The organism is Methanosphaera sp. WGK6 (genome assembly GCF_001729965.1).
Taxonomy (GTDB): domain Archaea; phylum Methanobacteriota; class Methanobacteria; order Methanobacteriales; family Methanobacteriaceae; genus Methanosphaera.
Genome location: NZ_JRWK01000003.1, coordinates 84,243 through 104,796 on the forward strand (window position 1 = coordinate 84,243; position 20,554 = coordinate 104,796).

14 protein-coding genes are annotated in these 20,554 nt (G+C 26.5%); 6 read left to right on the forward strand and 8 right to left on the reverse strand.

Features of this window, described 5'->3' with window-relative positions; translation table 11 throughout:
* Nucleotides 1-108 precede the first annotated feature (108 nt).
* Together NL43_RS02395 and NL43_RS08130 are read left to right on the forward strand one after the other, a co-directional pair.
* A complete protein-coding gene (locus NL43_RS02395; RefSeq protein WP_069592450.1) occupies nucleotides 109-3,186 on the forward strand; it encodes an Ig-like domain repeat protein in 3,078 nt (1,025 codons plus the stop codon).
* 477 nt (nucleotides 3,187-3,663) lie between these two features.
* Entirely contained in the window at nucleotides 3,664-3,807 is a 144-nt protein-coding gene (locus tag NL43_RS08130; RefSeq protein ID WP_084790345.1) for a transposase, read from the forward strand.
* Between the two features lie 253 nt (nucleotides 3,808-4,060).
* On the opposite strand, the gene NL43_RS02400 is transcribed toward NL43_RS08130, so the two are convergent.
* Together NL43_RS02400 and NL43_RS02405 are read right to left on the reverse strand one after the other, a co-directional pair.
* Complete coding sequence (locus NL43_RS02400; RefSeq protein ID WP_143741307.1) at nucleotides 4,061-4,489, reverse strand: hypothetical protein; 429 nt, start codon at nucleotides 4,487-4,489, stop codon at nucleotides 4,061-4,063.
* Between the two features lie 902 nt (nucleotides 4,490-5,391).
* Nucleotides 5,392-7,884: an Ig-like domain-containing protein gene (locus tag NL43_RS02405; RefSeq protein WP_069592452.1), complete on the reverse strand. Its 2,493-nt coding sequence runs from the start codon at nucleotides 7,882-7,884 to the stop codon at nucleotides 5,392-5,394.
* A 259-nt stretch (nucleotides 7,885-8,143) separates the two neighbouring features.
* Here NL43_RS02405 and NL43_RS02410 point away from each other — a divergent pair, with 259 nt between their 5' ends.
* Together NL43_RS02410 and galU are read left to right on the forward strand one after the other, a co-directional pair.
* Entirely contained in the window at nucleotides 8,144-9,211 is a 1,068-nt protein-coding gene (locus tag NL43_RS02410; protein ID WP_069592453.1) for a glucose-1-phosphate thymidylyltransferase, read from the forward strand.
* Between the two features lie 12 nt (nucleotides 9,212-9,223).
* Nucleotides 9,224-10,078, forward strand: a complete 855-nt coding sequence (gene galU / locus NL43_RS02415; protein WP_069592454.1) for a UTP--glucose-1-phosphate uridylyltransferase GalU — start codon at nucleotides 9,224-9,226, stop codon at nucleotides 10,076-10,078.
* 465 nt (nucleotides 10,079-10,543) lie between these two features.
* Here galU and hacA read toward each other — a convergent pair whose 3' ends face one another.
* From hacA to cyaB, 3 genes are all read right to left on the reverse strand, one after another.
* Nucleotides 10,544-11,791, reverse strand: a complete 1,248-nt coding sequence (hacA, locus tag NL43_RS02420; protein ID WP_069592455.1) for a homoaconitase large subunit — start codon at nucleotides 11,789-11,791, stop codon at nucleotides 10,544-10,546.
* Nucleotides 11,792-11,799: 8 nt separating this feature from the next.
* Nucleotides 11,800-12,972, reverse strand: a complete 1,173-nt coding sequence (locus tag NL43_RS02425; RefSeq protein ID WP_069592456.1) for a homocitrate synthase family protein — start codon at nucleotides 12,970-12,972, stop codon at nucleotides 11,800-11,802.
* A gap of 150 nt (nucleotides 12,973-13,122) precedes the next feature.
* Nucleotides 13,123-13,665 (reverse strand): class IV adenylate cyclase, encoded by a 543-nt coding sequence (gene cyaB / locus NL43_RS02430; protein ID WP_069592457.1) that lies wholly within the window; start codon nucleotides 13,663-13,665, stop codon nucleotides 13,123-13,125.
* 335 nt (nucleotides 13,666-14,000) lie between these two features.
* Here cyaB and NL43_RS02435 point away from each other — a divergent pair, with 335 nt between their 5' ends.
* Complete coding sequence (locus NL43_RS02435) at nucleotides 14,001-14,552, forward strand: TATA-box-binding protein (protein ID WP_069592458.1); 552 nt, start codon at nucleotides 14,001-14,003, stop codon at nucleotides 14,550-14,552.
* A gap of 268 nt (nucleotides 14,553-14,820) precedes the next feature.
* Nucleotides 14,821-16,443, forward strand: a complete 1,623-nt coding sequence (serB, locus tag NL43_RS02440; protein ID WP_371325639.1) for a phosphoserine phosphatase SerB — start codon at nucleotides 14,821-14,823, stop codon at nucleotides 16,441-16,443.
* Between the two features lie 213 nt (nucleotides 16,444-16,656).
* Here serB and NL43_RS02445 read toward each other — a convergent pair whose 3' ends face one another.
* From NL43_RS02445 to NL43_RS02455, 3 genes are read right to left on the reverse strand one after another with little or no spacing between them, the layout of a single operon-like run.
* A complete protein-coding gene (locus NL43_RS02445) occupies nucleotides 16,657-18,618 on the reverse strand; it encodes an SMC family ATPase (protein ID WP_069592460.1) in 1,962 nt (653 codons plus the stop codon).
* Between the two features lie 28 nt (nucleotides 18,619-18,646).
* A complete protein-coding gene (locus NL43_RS02450; RefSeq protein ID WP_069592461.1) occupies nucleotides 18,647-19,372 on the reverse strand; it encodes an AAA family ATPase in 726 nt (241 codons plus the stop codon).
* Between the two features lie 9 nt (nucleotides 19,373-19,381).
* Nucleotides 19,382-20,554 (reverse strand): DNA repair exonuclease, encoded by a 1,173-nt coding sequence (locus NL43_RS02455; protein ID WP_084790347.1) that lies wholly within the window; start codon nucleotides 20,552-20,554, stop codon nucleotides 19,382-19,384.

Sequence of the window (20,554 nt, forward strand, 5' to 3'; positions counted from 1 at the left end):
TCATTAAATTCAATTCAAACGAATAATCAAATATCCAATGATGATTCGGAGAAAGATATTGAAAATTCAGAAAAAATTGATCCTGATATAAGATTAAATAATGATCCATTGGAACCTGGAAAAAATACTACCTTTATAGCAATACTACCTGAAGATGCTACTGGACAAGTAATATTTAAAATAAATGATGTTAAAGTATCTGAAAAAATAGAAGCTTCAAGAACAGTAATGTACACATATCAAGTTCCAACAAATTTTAGAAATCCTACATACACATTAACATTAGTATACTCAGGAGATTCTACATACAATATGAAAAGAGTAAATACAACTCTATCATTAAGAGCTGATGAAATAAATGTAAATCCAAACATGACTGTTGAAGATACTACAGTAAAATATGGGGATATTGTTAATATAACAGTACATTTACCTTCAGATGCATCAGGTAATGTTGTATTTAAACTTAATAGAAAAACAATTTCAGATAAAATTTCTATTGTGAATGGTTCTGCAGTATTTTCATATAATGCTACAGCAAATCCTGGAAGTTACAGATTACAAATATTATATAGTGGAAACTATAAATATGCTGGAAATATGACTAGATGTAATTTAATTATAACTAAATTAAATTCAACTGCAACAACTAATAATATAACATCAAAAGCAGGTTCTAACACTACATTCACAACACGTTTTGTTGATGAATTAGGTAATCCTGTAAATAATACCTATGTGGTTTATAAATTAAATCAAGTAACTATTGGAAATGCAACAACTGATGAAAATGGATATGCAACATATAGTTATATACTACCTTCATTATTCAATGCACAAAATTATACAATAAATGTAATCAGTAGGGAAACAAAAACTGTGGCAGGAACAAGAATAAATGCAACATTATCTCTAACACAATTATCTACAAAAGTAGAAGTACCTAGAGTAATAGCTAAAATAAATGATACAGTAACTATTGGTGCAACAATAATTGATGAAAATAGCAATAATGTATTACAAGGAAGAGTACTATTTTATCAAGATGGTAAACTAATAGCTAGAGTAAATGTATCTTTAGGACATGCATTATATTCATTCAAACCAACTACTAATATTGCAAGAATATATAATATAACAGCAGAGTATATTGGTTATTGGAAATACGCAAATTCCACAAATAAAGGTATATTAAATATAACCAAAATCGGTACTTATACAACTACAAGATATGTTGATGCAAAAAGTGGAATGAATGTAGTTCTTTCAGCAAGTGTCAAAGATAAAAACCAGTTAAATATTAATGGAGGACAAGTCCGATTTACTCTTAATGGTACTGAAGTTGGAAGAGCAGATGTTATTAATGGAGCAGCTAATCTAACATTCAATACTGGAATACGTCCTGAAGGAATTTACAGACTTAATGCAACATACATGGGTAGTGATTCATATTATTCAAGTCACAACCTAAATTACATGAATGTATCTACACTTAATACAAGAATAGTTGGAAGTCCAATCTATGTTACAATTGGTCAAAAAACTAACATAACAGTCACAGTTCTTGATGAAACTAATCATCATGCAGAAAATGGTACAATAACATTCACATTAAATGATACAGTAATTGGAAAAACACAAGTTCATAATGGAACAGCAAGTATCCAATACACACCACCTAATAAATACAATGGATTAACACTACGATATATAGCAAGACTAGAAGCAAATCAATATTATAGTTCTACATACACTGTTAATAATATAACAATATCCAGTCTATCTGATGTTTATGTAAGTCCAAAGGGTAATGATAGTAATATAGGAAGTAGTTCAAAACCATTTAAAACAATTACATATGCAGTAGGACATGTAAGCACATTTGGAACAGTACATATATCAGCAGGAACTTATTCAGAATATAATATAATGTTAAATAATTCTATAAAAATAATAGGTTCTAGTCTAAATAATGTAATTATCAATGGAAATAATAAAGGTAAACCAATATTTACCCTAACTAAAGAAAATACATTCATTACATTAAGTTATATGACTATTACAAATGGTTCCAGTAACACAAATAGAAGTGCTGGAGCAATAGTATCACATGGAAAATTAAATATTTCCAATGTATTATTCAAAAATAATAAAGCATATGGAAATTATTCTGCAGGAGCTATTTACTCAGTAGGTTTATTAAACTTAACCAACACATACTTCACAAATAACTTTGCAAAATCAGTTAATGCAGAAGGTGGAGCACTACGTTTAATAAACAATACCACTAACATAAATTCAGCAACATTCTCTGGCAATAATGTTAACGGTGCTAATAATACTGGAGGAGGAGCAATATACCTTCAAGATGGTGATTTAGTAATAAATAATGCATCATTCACATCAAACAAAGCAATGGGACAATATGTATTAGGAGGAGCTATAAAAGCAGCATATGGAGATATAGTTATAACTAAATCATCCTTCCATAAAAACACAATAAATGCCACAGGATATGGTATAGGTGGAGCAATAAATAGTCTAGGTGCAGGATTATACATCAATGATACAAAATTAACTGAAAACAAAGCATATGGATCAACAATAGCAGGTGCTGGAGCATTATACATACAATATGCAGTAGCAGATATTCAAAACAGTGTAATTAATTCTAATTATGCTAGAGCTCAATCAGTAATTGGTGGAGCAATAGAAGGTTATGAAGCATATATTGACTTTAAAAAAGATACATTTAAAGATAACAAAGCATATGCATCAAAAACAAATGCATTTGGAGCAGTACTCTATCATGAAAAAGGTAATTTAACATTCAATGGATGTAAATTTATTAACAATTCATTAAGCTCTGCAAATATATCCATTGGTGGAGCATTATATATCAATGCTAACACAACAATAGTAAAATCTGAATTCATAACAAACAATGTAACAGGTAAAAATATTGGTGGTGGAGCAATAGCAAACATGGCTAAAATGAATGTTACAAGAACAAACTTCATAAACAACAATGCTACAACAATGGGTGATGCAATAACATCACTATCCAGTGCTGAAAATACAATTGAAAACAATTACTGGGGATCAGAAGAACCAGTATGGAAACAATTACTCAATGGAATATCAACAAAACCAAAAACATATTCAAAAACACAATTCACATATTAGAATATAAAAAAAATATATTCTATGTTTTCTTTTTTTAAAAAAATTTAACTTATCTTATTCATTTCAATTAATGAAAACTATTTTACACTAAAATAGGTCCTTTTCAAATTAATTTTTATAAAATATAGTTCTTCTTGAAAAATTTAAACCATATTAATTATAATTTAAGATAATGACTAGCCCCACAAAAAAGTAAAATAGATAGAAATAAATCATCTATATCAAAAAAATAACTTAGAAGCTATCTCAAATAAAATGGTATAAAAATTTAGAGATAAATTATACAAAACAAAAATCATTAGAATCTATCAGAAGAATCTGTAATAAAGAAGATTTAAATAATAAAATAAAAATAGAAAGAAGAAAAAGAATAAATCTAAAAAATAACTTAGAAAATCCAAAAATAAAAGAATTAACAAGTAAAGAAAAAAAACAATAAATATTGTTCTGGGCAATGCTAGAATACACACAGCAAAAATGGTGCAAAAAGCTGCAGAAATATTGAACATAAATTTAATCTTTTTAAAACCATACTGTCCATGTTTAAACCCTATAGAAGATATTTGGAGAATAATAAAAAAACAATCAATAAAACAAGATATAAATCAACCAAAGAACTAATAAAAATATTTAAAAATAAATTCTATGAAATTATAGATATAAAATCATTTTATGAAAAACTGGCTTAAATTAAATAGTATAAACTTTTAAAGAAGAACTATAAAACAAGAAATAAAAAATACAACAGAAAATCTAGAAGATTTCTGTGAAAGTACATCAATTAAAAACCATTTAAAACTAGATGTAATAATATTTTAAAAAAATAAAAAATTTTATGAAATTTAATTTTTGGTGGACACCATTTCATGTAGTTTTATTTTTCCTGAATTATAGCTTTATATAGTTTTCTTGTTTCTTTTATATTGTCAAATACATAGAAATTTTCAAATATTAGTGTAATAAAAAACATTAGTTGTAATATATAACTATAATTATATGTAATAATTAATAGATACAGGATATACTCAACTATTTTGAAAATAAAATTAATACAAAATAATCTTAAACCATGTTCATAATCACCAAGATATATTAAACCAAGTCCACATAAAGGAATCCAAATAATCCATGGTACAATACTAATAATATCTGAATAAAAACATGCAAGTATCAATAATAATAGGAATACTATTCCAAACTCATGTATTATTATATTTGTTTGTTCACTTTCTTTTAATTTTATTCGCTTGATTACTTTAAATTTATTTCCTAAAGGATAAACTATTATAAGCCACAACATCATTACAATAAGGTAACTCATTTGATTAAAAATATCTAAAGAGAGAACTAAAAATTGAAAAAATAAAGAAATATATGATAAAATAAATACCATATATTTATTAGTTCTTTTATACAATTCAACCACCTATTTTTTTTAAAAAAATTTAACCAATATTCGCCTAAATTATTTTCTGGAAGATATTTTATTTTATTTCTATTGTATTATTTGCATGGATGATTTGTGTCGTAGTACTTGTTTGAGGGTTTGTTTCATCTGTTGTATAATATATATTATTATTTAATTTAATATTTTCTATTGTATCTTCATGAGATTTAATTTTTTGATTTTTGTTACTTATGTTCTGTTCTAATAAGTTACTATTACTTATTTGTTTAGTAGTATTTCCTATAATATGTGAATTATGATATATGTTTTGTGTTGATTCTATTGTTGTTTAAGTGCTATTACTTATAGAGTCATTTGCGGATACTGTACTTAATCCACATATTAGAAGTATTATGAACAAAAAGATAAAAGTATATTTATTCATATTTTTTTATCTCTTAGTTATTATACAAATAAAAAAAACATTATTAACTCTATTTTTTTTATTTAATTACATATTTCGCCGTTTTTTATAATTAATTAGATTAATTAATTCTTTAAATTCATAATCTAACTAATGTCGTTCATAATTAATATTCATATTTTATTTAAAATAATCATTATTAATTATGTTTATTTTTCCATTGTTTAAGTATATAAATATTATTATTTTTCTTAAAATTATTCATACTTAATTTAAATATAAACTCGGATTAATACTATTTTAAAGAAAAATAGATGTATGTATCTAGAGTAATACTTGAAATTTAATAATAAAGTCTATTAATATTCATAAAAAAAGTGGGTGAAGTAGGGGTTTATTGGATTGTAATTGGAATATTTATTGTAAGTTTGTTATATTTACTGTTTTCTCCATTTATGATAGTTAATGTTTGTTTTGATGTGCTTGTTGTTGGAATTGTATATTCAAATGATAGTATACTATTTGTTATAACTTTATTGTTTTCAATTGTTTTTCCATTAATTGTGTAATTTAATTTTATGGGTGTTTTTATACTGTTATTAAATATGTCTAGGAATTTAATTGAGATTTTTGTTTTATTTCCACTATGTGTAAAGTTAAGTGAAGTTGTATTTGTATGTATTGTTTGCTTTTGAATAGTTAGTGTTGTTGAGTTTCTATTTGCATTTTTATTTCCATCTCCTCCATATACAATACTTAGATTATATGTTTTAGCACTATATGATGATGGTATTATGTAGTTAATTGTAGCTGTTCCATTTTTAATACTGATTGTGGATCCAATTGTTTTTCCATTTATCTTAAATACTACTTTACCTGTTGTTAGATATTGATTTCCACATTTAATTTCTACTGTTATTTGAATTGTTTTTCCCGCGTTTATTTTTGTTGAGTTGGTGTTTATTGTTATTTTTGTTGTTACACTTCGTTTTGGTATGGTTATTGTTTTATTTTCTTCTATTTTAGAGTTATCTGATGTGATGATTATTGTTGTTTTATATTTTTGTTTATTCCATGATGTTGGTATAGTGTAGTTTATGATTGTAGATGTACTTGTTATCTCATGTTTGTTGATTATTGTAATACCATTTATTTTAATAGATATTTTTCCAGTATTTTTATTTGTTGTAATATTAAATAAGATGTTATTATTGTTATTTGTTAGTTTGTAGTTTATATTAGCTGTTAGTTGTGTTGTTATTATTTCTTCATTATCTATTGATATTATGATTGTTTTTGATGAATTACTGTTGATTGTAAGTGTCCCATTGATTATATAATTATTTTGGGTTGTAGTATCTTCTAATTTAACTATTCGTGGTGGTAGTGTACCATTTAAGGTTTTATTAGTATTTAGTGTATTTAGATTTATTTTGATTTGAGTATTTTCGTTAGTAATGGTTCTAGTAACAGTCATAACAACCCATGTATTTGGTGTAATTCCTATTTTTCTCCATCTTGGCTCATTTACTCCCCACCAGTTATTTTCAATTGATTTAATAAAGGTACTAGGTGTATATATTTCTATATAATTTTCAGCTTCATTATCTAGAAGTACACAATTTTCTAAATCAATATAGTTATTATTATAACTATGAATACTTCCACCACTTTCACCTGCACTGTTTTCTTGGAATATGGAGTTTCTTACATATATTGTACCATAGTTTTGAGAAACTTCTGTTGAATTAAATCCCACTATTGCTCCACCATTTTTTACTGCACTGTTTTCTGTAAAGTTGCAGTAAAGAATTGTTAAATTTCCATTTTCGGATGATGTCCAGGGAATATTTTTTATTGCTCCACCATTTTCTTCAGCATAATTTGAATTAAATAAACAGTTTATTACTGTGAAATTATTGGTATTTAGTATGGCTCCACCATCTTTTCGTGCATTATTTTCTATAAACTGGCTATTAGTTGTATTTGTAACTCCTGTAGAATATATTGCACCTCCAAAGAATGTTGCTGCAGTGTTATTGATAAATTGAGAATTATTTACTATCAATACTCCTTTTGCATTATAGATTGCTCCACCACTTGTCGCACGATTTTTTATAAATTTTGAATTTTTAACTGTCATGCTTCCTATTGAATTATATATGGATCCACCTACTGTTTGCACATAATCATTTGAAAATGTTGAGTTTATTATATGAGTGGTTCCATAAGTGTTTATTGAAGCACCATATGCTGCATAGTTATTTGAGAATTCTGAGTTTGAAATAGATAATGTTCCATTATTTGTAATACTACCTCCTATGAATCTGTTGGTAGTTTCAGCTCTGTTATTAGTAAATGTGGAATTTTCAATAATTAATGTTCCAAGATTTGTAATAGCTCCACTATTTTGTGATGTGTAATCTTTTAATATTATGTTAATTAATTGTAAGTAACCTGTTTCGGTTATGTTGAATATGCTTTTTGTATCATTTGCTATGAATATTGTATTCCTGTTTTGGCCAGTGATAGTTAAATTCTTTGTAATAGTCATTGATTTAAGATAATATGTTCCTTCTGTGATATGTATATGTGAATTATTTGTTATTTGATTTAAATTTGTTTGATTTAGTGTAGTATATGGGTTTGTTATACTTCCATCTCCAGTAATTATATTTGATGAAATATTAACATACACATCAGTATAATCTGATTCTTTTTTAATTATTTTTTGTGTACTTACAGTATTATCATAATTTCTATCAATAGATATAGTATCTGTATTTAAATCATCATTGGAATTAGTAGTATTGTCAGCTGCTGATATTGTTGTCACTGTTAGTAATATGAGTATAATACATAAACTTAGTAAATATGATTTTTTCATGATAAAATTTATCCTCCTATTTTATTAATTTCATGTTATATGATATATGTGAAGTATTATATTTTATTTTATTTTTTTTAAAAGACTATTTATTAGTTGAATTAACTTGTTTTAGAAATTATTATTCATTAAATGAGAATATTTTTTCTGAAAAGATATAATAATATTAAGATAGATATATCCTATTATTAAATAAAGAATAATAATCTTATCTATTAACTATTATTTTTTCTTTATATTCTCAGGAGATTTAAAAAAAATGAAAGGAGTTATTTTATCTGGTGGACATGGTACAAGACTAAGGCCATTAACACACACAGGACCCAAACAACTTATTCCAATAGCTAATAAACCAGTTATTGATTATGCTATTGAAGACTTACGTGATGCTGGAATAACAGAAATAGGTATAATTCTTGGAACAAACATGCCTAACAAAATAAAAGATGCATTAGGTGATGGATCTAGGTTTGGAGTAAATATCACCTATATTATGCAAGGAGAACCAAAAGGATTAGCTCATGCAGCAGCAACAGCTAAAGATTTCGTGGATGGTGATTCTTTTGTAATGTATCTTGGAGATAATATATTAAAATCAGGAATTGAAGAATTTGTAGCTGGTTTTGATGAATCTGATTTTTCATCAAGATTACTATTACAAGAAGTACCAGATCCAAGACAATTTGGAGTAGCAGAATTAAATGACGATGGTGAAATAATAAACCTAGTTGAAAAACCAGAACATCCAAAAAGTAACTTAGCATTAGTGGGAATATATTTATTTAAAAACAATATTTTTGATGCAATTAGTAAAATAAAACCTTCATGGAGAGATGAACTGGAAATCACTGATGCAATTCAAAAACTAATTGATGATGGATTTAATGTAGATTCATTTGTTGTTGAAGGATGGTGGAAAGACACAGGTAAACCAGAAGATGTTCTCGATGCAAACCAATTAATTCTTGAAACAATTAAAACAGACATCAAAGGAACAGTAGAAGATGATGTTAAAATCAAAGGAAGAGTAGTTATTGGTGAAGGAACAATCATAAAATCAGGTTCTGTAATAAAAGGACCTGCAATAATTGGTGAAAACTGTGAAATCAAAGGATATGTAGGTCCATACACATCCATTGGAGATAATACTAAAATAATAGAATCTGAGATAGATTCATCTATTATTATTGGAAACTCAGTAATTCACTCTGATAAAAGAATAACAGAAAGTCTTTTAGGTCAAAATTCTAAAATAATCTCTGACAAAACAACTTATCCCAAAGGACGTAGTTTTGTAATTGGTGAAAATTCTATAGTAAAATTATAAGGATATGATAAAATGAAAGCAGTGATACCAGCAGCAGGTTTAGGAACACGTTTTTTACCTGCAACAAAAGCACAACCAAAAGAAATGTTACCTGTATTTAATAAACCAACAATACAGTATGTAGTAGAAGAAGCAGTAAATTCTGGAATTGATGATATTCTCATAATCACAGGAAAAGGAAAACGTTCAATAGAAGATCATTTTGATAGATCATTTGAACTAGAATATAGTTTAAATCAAAAAAAGAAGTATGACTATCTTGAAGAAGTACAAGAAATCACAGACATGGCTGATATTTATTATGTCAGACAAAAAAACCAGAAAGGATTAGGTGATGCAATATCTTGTGCTGAAAAACATATAGGTGATGAAGCATTTGCAGTACTTCTTGGAGATACAATAACATACTCACAAACACCATGTACAAAACAATTATTAAATGTTTATGAAAAATATGGTGGCTCAACTATTGCTATAGAAGAATTACCTGAACGTAAAATAGAACGATATGGAATTATTGATGGAAAATGTATAGAAGATAATATTTATAAAGTAGATAACTTAGTTGAAAAACCTAAACTAGAAGAAGCACCATCAAATCTAGGAATTACTGGAAGATATATATTAACTTCAGATATTTTTGATAAATTAAAATCCATAGAAGCAGGTGTTGGTGGAGAAATTCAATTAACAGATGCAATAAATGAACAAGAAAATGTATATGCAACAACATTTGAAGGAACTATTTATGACATTGGAAACACTATTGAATGGCTTAAAAGTTCTATAGATATGGCTTTAACTCATGATGATGCACGTAATGAAATATTAAAACACATGCAACAAAAAATAGATGAAAATCAGTAATTTAACATTCTCTTTTATTCCTTTTTTATAAGTTTTTTCACATAATCTGCGGATGACTCATAATTATAGTTTATCTCTAAACTTTTATACCATTTTATTTGAGATAGTTTCTAAGTTATTTTTTTTTGATATGGATGATTTATTTCTATCTATTTTACTTTGTTGTGTGGCTAGTCATTATCTTAAATTATAATTCACATGGTTTAAATTTTTCGAGAAGAACTATAAATTCATGATAAATTCGAATAAGTAAATGAAAACAATCCAAATAAAGATAAAGTCAATTCAACAGGTAAAAAAATATTGAAAGAATGAATGAAAGATTAAAATATACAAAGAAATGAATAAAAATACCCTGAAAATAACTAAAACACAAAAAAATATAAAAAAAATTCACTAATTTTAAAAAATAAAATTAATATTGTGTCATCCTCATTTTTTTAAAAAAGTATTTATTTAGTGAAATTATATATCACTTGGGTTGGTAATTTCACCTTTGATTGCAGATGCTGCTACAACTGCTGGATTTGATAAATAAACATATGATTTTGCACTTCCCATTCTACCAAGGAAATTTCTATTTGTAGTAGAAATACAAGTCATATCATCTGTCATAACACCCATATGAGCTCCAAGACAAGGACCACATCCTGGATTACAGATTATTGCATTAGATTCAAGTAATGTTTGTATAATTCCATTATCAATTGCTTTTTGATAAATTTCACGTGAAGCTGGAAATACTAGTAATTGTGTGTCTTCATGTACTTTATGATTTTTTAGAATTTCTGCAGCCTGAACTAAATCTTCATATCGACCATTAGTACAAGAACCAAGTACTGCCTGATTGATGGATGTTCCTTTTACTTTATCTACATCTTCCACATTATCAACATTATGAGGACATGCTACTTGTGGTTGTAAATCATCAACATTAAAATCATATACTTTTTCATATTGAGCATCACTATCAGGGGTGGTTATAGTATAATTACTCACACCTCTTTTAGCTAAATATTCTTCTGTCTGTTTATTAGGAATCATGATACCATTTTTAGCTCCACATTCAATTACCATATTTGTCATGGTTAATCTACCATCAACAGACATTTTATCAATGGTATCTCCATGAAATTCAAGACTTTTATATGTAGCTCCATAAGATCCTAATTCGTTTATTATTCTAAGAATTAAATCTTTAGAGTATACATTTTCTTGTAGGGAACCATTAACATTAATTTTTAGTGACTCTGGAACATTAAACCATGTTTTTCCTGTTGCATAAACCATTGCAAGGTCTGTAGCACCCAGTCCTGTTGAAAAAGCTCCAAAAGCACCATAAGTACATGTATGTGAATCTGCACCAACTATTACTGATGATGGTTTTACATGTCCTTGTTCTGGAAGTACTTGATGACAAATTCCTTCACCTTGTATATACATATTTGGTATATTTTGTTTTTTACCAAATTCTCTTACAACTTGCTGAAATTCTGCTGAACCCATAGTATTTGCAGGTACATTATGATCAAAAACCAGAACTATTTTTTCAGGATCCCATACTTTATCTGCTATTTGTTCAAATACTTTTATGGTTGGAGGACTTGTTCCATCATGACTCATAGCAATATCTATATCTGCATTAATGGTATCTCCAGGTGCTACTTCTTCTTTGTTTGAATGTTTTGCTAAAATTTTTTCAGTTATATTCATGTTAATCATCATCTTTGGATGTTAGCTTTTTCTAATATTTCATCAAATTTTGCATTGGTGATTTCTTCACCTTTTTCACGTTCTTCTTTAACAAGAGTTACAATCTCTAATAGTTTTTCATTATCTACTTGAATGTTTAAAGTATCTAATTTTTCTTCTATCGCGGATTTACCTGAGTGTTTTCCAAGTACGATTTGTCTTTTAGTTCCTATCATTTCTGGAATGTATGGTTCGTAGGATAATGGATTTTGAAGTATTGCATCTACATGTATTCCTGATTCATGTCTAAATACATTGTTACCTACTACTGCTTTACTATCAGGTATTGGTATTTCACTGTATTTTGATACCATTTGTGATAATTCATTAATAACTGTGGTATTAAGACCTAAATCTTTATTGTATAAAAGTTTTAATGCCATTATTAGTTCTTCAAGTGATGCATTTCCTGCTCTTTCACCTATACCATTTACTGTTGTGGATATAGCAGAAGCACCTTCAAATAATCCTGCAATAGAGTTTGTTACAGCCATTCCAAAGTCATTATGACAATGTAGTGCTATTTCAATATCTAATTCTTTTCTAATATTTCTAACTAAATATTGCATTGCATAGGGGTTGATAGATCCTGTAGTATCTGCAATGTGGATTCTATCTGCTTTATGTTCTTGTGCTTGTTTATATACTTCAATTAGTTTTGGTAATTCTGTTCTTGTTGCATCTTCAGCAGAGAATGCTACAAATAAACCATGGTCTTTCCCATAATCCACGGCATCCATACATATTTTATTAACTTCTTCTCGAGGTTTATCTATTTTAACTTCTAAGTGTAAATCTGATAATCCCATAAATGTAATTATTCCATCTACATCAGCATCTAATGCTTTATCTATATCTTCTTGTTTTGCTCTAGTTAAACAAATAATACTAGCATCTAAACCTTCATTAGCTATTCTTTTAACAGCTTCTTTCTCATTCTCAGATACTCTTGGAAAACCTGCCTCTATTTGTGGAATTCCTAATTCATCAAGTTTTCTTGCAATTTCTAGTTTTTCATCTAATGAAAAACAGACACCAGGGGTTTGTTCTCCATCTCGTAGTGTAGTATCATATATATTTATTTTATCAGGTAGGTTGTATTCTACTTCTTCATTATATATACTTACAAATCGGTCCTTAATTTTAATTGCCTCCTCATTTGCAATAATTTTATTTTTTTGGAATTTGAAGTGTAATAATAATTGTTTTATTTTTATATTTAAAAGAAAATTAATTTTATTTAATATGTTAAATTATATATGTATATTATTTTTTTTAATTAATATTATTTGTTATTCAAGTTGTTCTAATAATCCTAGATATGAAGTTCTTTCAAAACCTGATGTTATATCCATTTTCTTAAATACTTCTATTATATTGTTTCTAATTTCTTCAATATCACTATCTTCTTCAGCAACGTATTCTATTTCCATATAATATCCTAACTTATTTAATTTATCTAAAGTTATAGTATATTCATCATACTTAAATATGCGTCTAACTTTATTTACAATAGCTGTTGGTCTAAAACCTAATTTCACGAGAATTTCAGTCATATTTTCTGTATTATCAATTTCCACTTCTACTTCTTTTCGAGTTTTACTTTTTGAATCTAATTTAGGTCCTTTGTATGTTAATATACATTTAAATTCTTCACCATTAGGTATTTCTCTAATTCTTAGAGCTTCATCACTTTTTTTAAAGTCTTTTTCTGATGAATTAAAATATATATCATGCTGTTTTTCACTATGAGAATAAATTCCACCAATTTCTTTAATTTTTTCTAGAGCTGTTATTTTATCATTTATTTTAGCTTTCATTTCTACTTCAATCATACTATCACTATTGTTTAATATGTTAGTGTTTTATTATTTTTATTCTTTTTACACTTTTAATTGATAGGTATATTTATAAAGTAAAAAGATACATATATAAATACATAATATGTTATTTGGTATTTTTTTTAAAAAAGATAATATAAAAAAAACTAAAATGAGTGATTGTAGTAAAAGTTTCTTAAACCCCAAGATATGGATTAAAATTTTCTAAGAAATAACTTTTTATAAATTATTATTTATTTATAATTATGGTACTTAACTATTTTATTAATAGTAATCTCTCGTTACATATTTAATGCTAAATTTTTTATCACTTAAATGGAGGAGAAATAATGGCAGATGTAGAAATTAAAGTTGAAAATATCGTAGCATCCGCAACTTTAGGTAAATCATTAGAATTACCTAGAATCGCACCAGCTTTAGAAAATGTTGAATACAATTTAGAACAATTTCCTGGATTAGTATTTAAACTTAAAGACCCTAAAACTGCTGCTTTAATATTTGGATCTGGTAAATTAGTATGTACTGGAGCAAAGTGCATTGAAGACTCTATAAAAGCAATTCACATGACTGTAGATAGAATAAGAGAGTTAGATACAGAAATACCAGAAGAATTTGAAATAAAAATTCAAAATATAGTTGCATCAGCAAACCTAGGTAAAGTTCTAAATCTAGAAGCAGTTGCATTAGATTTAGAAAATACTGAATATGAACCAGAACAATTCCCTGGTTTAGTATACAGATTATCTGATCCAAAAGTAGTATTATTATTATTTGGATCTGGTAAAGTAGTATGTACTGGAGCAAAAACAGCAGATCAAGCTTTATTAGGTGTTCAAAAAACTAAAGAAAGATTAATTGAATTATACCTAATTGAAGAGTAGATTTACTATAAATGAATCCAATATTAATGAGATAATTTATTTATACTCCAACAAAATAATCCCCCAACATAAACACCCACAACAATCAATAAAAAAAATAAGATGAAAAAAAGGTAAAATAAATTTATTAAGAAAAACAAATAGAAAATATAAGAATAATATTCTTAAAAAAAATCTAATATAATAAATAAAATGATTAATAATACCTCAATTAATTTATCATTCTTGTTTTATTTTATTAAAAAAAATCGGTGATTTTTTGATTAAATTGGTAGTATTTGATCTAGACAATGTCTTAATAGACACGGAAACAATAGATGAAATAGCAAAAATAAAAGGTATTGAAAACGAAATAAGTGACATAACATTACAAGCAATGCAAGGAAAAATTCCTTTTGAAGAATCAATAAGACAAAGAGTTAAAAAACTAGAAGGCATAAGTACTGAAGAGATAGATGAAGCATTAAGAGATATACCCCTTAACAATGGTGCAATAGAAACAGCATCAGAATTAAAAAAACAGGGATATAAAATTGCTATCATCACAGGAAGCTTTGATGTTATGGCTGAAAGAATAAAAGAAGAAATAGATGCTGATTATGCATTCTGTAATATTCTAGAAGTAGAAAATGGAAAACTTACTGGAGAAGTTTCAGGACCATTAGTAACACAAAACAAAGTTGATGTACTTAGACAATTAGTCGATGACATAGGAATAACATTGGATGAATGTGCCGCAATTGGTGACGGGGCAAATGACCTTGAAATGATTAAAAATGCTAAAATAGGAATAGCATTTAACGCAAAACCAATCTTAAGAGAAAATGCTGATTTTGAAATAAATGAAAAAGACCTAAGGAAGGTACTTGATATAATGGCAGACGAAGAAAAAATTACTCAAGAAGAAGTAGTAGAAGAAACAATTGAACAAGAACCAGAAGTAACTGAAAACACCACTACTGAAGAAGAAATAGTAGCAGAAGAAGAAACTGAAGCTACAGAAGAAGTTGAAGAAACAGAAGAAGCTACAGAAGATGCTTCAGAAGAAGAAACAATTGATTACTCAATACTCAACTTCCAACAATTACTTCAATGTAAAAGAACTTTAGAAGCTGAACTCACAGATCTCAAAAATGTAAGAGATAAAATGAATGAAGAAACTAAAGAATTCAGAAAAGAACGTGACGAATTAAATCAACAACTCAAAGACACATTAAAAATAGCTTTAGAGAAAAGAAACACTCGTGACGAAATAAACAAAGAAGTAAGAGAAAACAAAAATCTCAGAAACGAATGCAATGAAGAACTCAAAAAAGTAGAATGGAATTCTGGTAAAAAAGAAATCTCAAATATACAAGCAGAAATCAATAAAATTGATAAAACAATACAAACAAAAGTATTAGACATCAGAAAAGAAAATGAGCTTGTAAAAAGAGTATCTGATTTAACAAAACAACTCAAAAAAATTCAAAGTGATGAAGAAGAAGAAAAAACAGCAGCTCAATTAAAAGAAAAATCAGAACAATTCCATCAAAAAGTAGTAGAATTATCTGACAAAGCACAAGCAATACATGAAGAAATGATTGAATACTTCAATCAAATAGATGGAATCAGAGAAAAAGCTGATGCAAAACACCAAGACTTCATAAATTCCAGAAACAATGCTACAGCAAAACATGAAGAAGTTAAAGCAAAACTTTCTGAAATTAGAAAAGTTAATAAATTCATGGATCAAGCTAAAGCAGCTCCTAAAGGAAGAAAAGCTGAAGAAAAATCAGATAATGATGTAAGAGAAAAAGAAGAAGCAGAAGAAATCTTCCAAAAATTCAAAGATGGTAAAAAATTAACCACAGATGAATTCTTATTACTTCAAAAATATAATATAATGTAATTTTGATTTCTTCAATCTCCTTCTTTTTAGTAGAGATTACAATTAATATGGTATAAAATGGGGTTTATCATTAAAATTGTTTTTATTGGTATAGTATCATATTAATTTTTTATTATTTTTTTAATAATCTTATCTTAACCCTAAAATAATTTTTTTAACATAATACATTATTTTTCAAAAAAAGTTTAAAAAAAGAAGTATTTTTGTATATTATTAAATTTCTTCAGATGAAGATATTCCATTTTCTTTGTTAATTTTAATAATATTATTTGCTAAGGGTTCCATTTCATTATCATGTGTAACAACTATCATTTGTGGAACAAAATTAATTTTACCAATAATATCAACTAATTCTTTTCTACGTTCTTCGTCAAGATGTATTGTAGGTTCATCTAGAATTAATAGTTCTGTTTTATTTTTAGTAATTACTTTAGCAATACCTAATCTTAATGAAAGGGCAAGTGCAATTCTTTCTCCACCACTAATCATGTTTAAATTAAGAGTGCTATTTCCATTTTTTACAGTAATACTGTAATCTTCATCTAATTTTATTTCAGGATATGGGAAATCAAATTCATTAAATAAGTTCATAGTATTTTTTTCGATTTGTGGTTTAATTGAATTTCTTAAATCTTTCTGAGCACCATCTTTACTATATACTTCTCTGATTTTAGTTAATAATTTAATATATTCTGTGAGATTATTTTGTTCTAATTTAATTTGGTCTAGTTCTTTAATTTTTTCTGTTTTTTCACTTAATCTTTCTTTATCACTAGTTCTGTTTGATTCTTCAACTGCTAGATTTGTTTTAATTTCATTGAGTTTTTTATCACATAATGTATATTTATTATGTATTTTTTCATGTTCTTCAAAGTCATAGGATAATTCATGAATTTTTGATGAAATATCTTGAATAGTTATATGGTCTTGTTTTATTTGCTCACTTGTATCTTGTTGTTCGTGTAATAATTGTTCTTTGTTTTGAATTTTACCAAGTAAGGTATGGTATTTTTGTTCTTGTTTTTCAAGGTGTTTAATGGTTCTATGAATATCATCTTTAACACGTACTGTTGTCATAATCTCCTTAATTTTATTTGTTTTTTCAACAATTTCAGATTCATATTCATCTCTTTTTATTATAATATCCTCAATTGAAGGTAGAATGGCATATGTTTTAGTATAATGGATATGATTTTGGTAATTGTTTTCTAGTGAATTTATCTGTTCTTTAATATTATTTATTTCAGATTGATTATCTTGATAGTCTTGTTCTATATTTAATCTACTTTTAAGATAATCTTTTATTTGACTAATGTCTTTATATAATTTAACTGATTCATTACTTCTATTTTTTAATAATGAAAGATCAATTTTTCCAACAGATTCTTCATATTCTTTTAATTCTTTTAATGAGGTATATTGTTTTTTATTTGCTTCTTTTAGTTCTTCAATTCTAGTTTCTGCATTTATTATTTCATTTTCATATTTTTGAGATAATTGTTCATGTTTTGAATGACTTATTTCTGATTGGCATATTGGACATTTATCTTTTGTATTTTTGAGATCTTTTAGGGATTTTTTAATAGTTTTAATTGTAGATTCCAAGGAGCTTAGTTCTTTTTCATTGTTCATTATTTTCTTTTCAAGAATTTCTTTAAATGCATTATTTTTTTCTTTTTCATTTTGAACTATTTTTTCTATTTCTTCAAGACTGGTTAAGGTATCATTTTTGAAAATTTTTTGAATGTAATCTAGTTGGATTCTATTTTCTTTATTTATATTTTCTCTTTCATTTTGTTTGCTGTGTAGTTCTTGTTTTTTAAGTTCATTTATCTTTGTTTCTTCACTTAATTTAGTTTTATTCTCTTCAAGTTGAGCAAGTGTTTCTTTTAATTTCAAGTAATTATCATGGTCTTTTTGTGTATTTTTAATGTTATTTTCGGTTTCTGTAATGTGGGTTATTGTTTCATTTATTTGTTTTAATTGTTGGGTTAGTTGTGTTTGTTCTTGTTTTATTTCTGTGATTTCTTTTAGTTTAGGTAAGGGTTTTATTTCTTTTTCTATTTTTTTTATTTTTTCTTCATCTGTAAGAATAGATTTAATTTCTGCATCTATTTTCTCTTTTCGTTGTATTATTAGGTTTAGTGTTGTTTGTTTTTCTTTAAGTAAGTTCATTAGAGTATCATGTTCATTTTTCTTTAAATCACTTTTTTTTCATATTTATTTTATTTTGTTCTAGTTCTTGTTCTAGTTTTTCTTTATCTGAATTTAATGAGATTATACTTTTTTCGGTGTGTTTTATTTTTTTAGTTATGTATTCTTTGTCTTGAACTAGGTTGTCATATTCTGATAATTTCCCAATATTTTCTTGTTGTGTTTCTTTGTATGTGTCAATTAGTGTTTTTATTTCTTCCCATGATTTTTCAAGAGCATCTAAATTTAATAGTTTGCTTATGAATTCTTTTCTCTCTGATGCTGTTTTTTCAACAAGATCAGTAATTTCACCTTGACGTATATAAACTGCATTTAGGAATGATTTTGAATCCATTTCAATTAGATTTTGAATTTCATGGTTAACAGTTCTATCTCCTTTGGCTTTCAAGTGATTTTTTCCATTTTCTTGGAAATATAATTCAGCTACTGATTTACTTTTATTTTTTCCTCTTTCTATTTTATAATGAGTACCATTGTGTTCAAAATATAATGTTACTAACATGTTTTCAATAACATCATTGGTTTTTGGAGATTTACGGATTAAATCATCTATTTTTCCTGTTGTATCTTTGAATAATGCATAACTAATAGCTTCAAGAATTGTTGATTTTCCTGCACCATTTTCACCAAGTATTAGTGAAATACCTCTATTAAATTCAATTAGGGTATGTTCATATGATTTAAAATTTTTTAGTTCTAATTTATTTAATATCATGGTATTCTCCTAGTTTTCTTCTTTATGAAATAATTTATTGTAATATATATCAGCAACTTCTTTAGCATTATTTAAGTCTTTGATGGATAGTTGCTTGTATAATTCAAGTCCTAGTGTTGCTATCTCTTCACCATAATCTGTTTCTAATTTTTCTTTTATAACATGTTCTGGTGTTAAATTATTTTCTTCAATGTTGTTTATTAGTTCATCATCATTTTGAGTAGGTTCAAATTTCATTCTAAGAGTTAATGTTATTTCACCTAATTCATTTTTTATTTTTTCATCTACTTCTGACCTATCAAAATCACCATATCTTATAGTTAAATTAACAATAGGTTTTTTAAATCCATCAGCATTACTTTTTTCAATTTTATTTTTTAATTCTTCTAGTTCCACATCTAGATTTGGATAGTTAATTATTTCATTGAAGAATCCTCTTTTCAATTCTAAATTTATGAATTCTGGAGTTATTTTAGTGTCATCTATTGTTATTAATGTATATCCTTTACCTGTTTTTAGGTAATCTTCCAGTTCAGCTTTTGTTCTAATTTCTGTAGAACCCGGGTATGATAATTGTCCATTCTTAAAAGTGTCCATTATACGATTATGTAAATGACCCATAGCATAATAATCATAACCATCGGGAATTGTATTTAATTCAAATTCTGGTTCGATTTGGAAATATTTTTGTAGAGAACCATGTAACATTAATATTTTCCATTTATATTCTTTAGATATCTCTGTTATTTCCAGTAATTTTTCATGGATTCTATTTTCCATATTTTTGGATAGATATGGTAATCCTCCAAGAAATATGGATTCTTCTAATATATAATGATTATTTTTTGTACTTATAATGTGGAAGTTTTCATTTTCAAATAATTCTTGTGGAAGGGTTGTGTTTTGTCTTTGAAGAATATCATGATTTCCAGCTATAACATATACTGGAATTCCATGTTTCATTAATTTTTCAAATCCTTTCTGGGCACATAGTATTGCTTTAATTGGTGGACGTGGTGTTTCAAATAAGTCACCTGCATGTAAAACATAATCTACTTCTTTTTTAATAATATCTTCAATTATATTTTCAAAAGCTTCATAATAGTCTTCTTCTCTTTCCAATAATCCATATTGTCTGTATCCAAGGTGTGTATCTGCAATGTGTGCTATTTTTATTGTCAT

Excerpts from the sequence above, each read along its gene's own strand:
- NL43_RS02435 (WP_069592458.1), top strand. The coding sequence starts at position 14,001 with ATGGCAGATGTAGAAATTAAAGTTGAAAATATCGTAGCATCCGCAACT.
- galU (WP_069592454.1), top strand. The coding sequence starts at position 9,224 with ATGAAAGCAGTGATACCAGCAGCAGGTTTAGGAACACGTTTTTTACCT.
- NL43_RS08130 (WP_084790345.1), top strand. The coding sequence starts at position 3,664 with ATGGTGCAAAAAGCTGCAGAAATATTGAACATAAATTTAATCTTTTTA.
- NL43_RS02405 (WP_069592452.1), bottom strand. The coding sequence starts at position 7,884 with ATGAAAAAATCATATTTACTAAGTTTATGTATTATACTCATATTACTA.
- NL43_RS02445 (WP_069592460.1), bottom strand. The coding sequence starts at position 18,618 with ATGAACTTACTTAAAGAAAAACAAACAACACTAAACCTAATAATACAA.
- NL43_RS02455 (WP_084790347.1), bottom strand. The coding sequence starts at position 20,554 with ATGACAATAAAAATAGCACACATTGCAGATACACACCTTGGATACAGA.
- NL43_RS02410 (WP_069592453.1), top strand. The coding sequence starts at position 8,144 with ATGAAAGGAGTTATTTTATCTGGTGGACATGGTACAAGACTAAGGCCA.
- hacA (WP_069592455.1), bottom strand. The coding sequence starts at position 11,791 with ATGAATATAACTGAAAAAATTTTAGCAAAACATTCAAACAAAGAAGAA.
- NL43_RS02450 (WP_069592461.1), bottom strand. The coding sequence starts at position 19,372 with ATGATATTAAATAAATTAGAACTAAAAAATTTTAAATCATATGAACAT.
- NL43_RS02400 (WP_143741307.1), bottom strand. The coding sequence starts at position 4,489 with ATGATGTTGTGGCTTATAATAGTTTATCCTTTAGGAAATAAATTTAAA.
- cyaB (WP_069592457.1), bottom strand. The coding sequence starts at position 13,665 with ATGATTGAAGTAGAAATGAAAGCTAAAATAAATGATAAAATAACAGCT.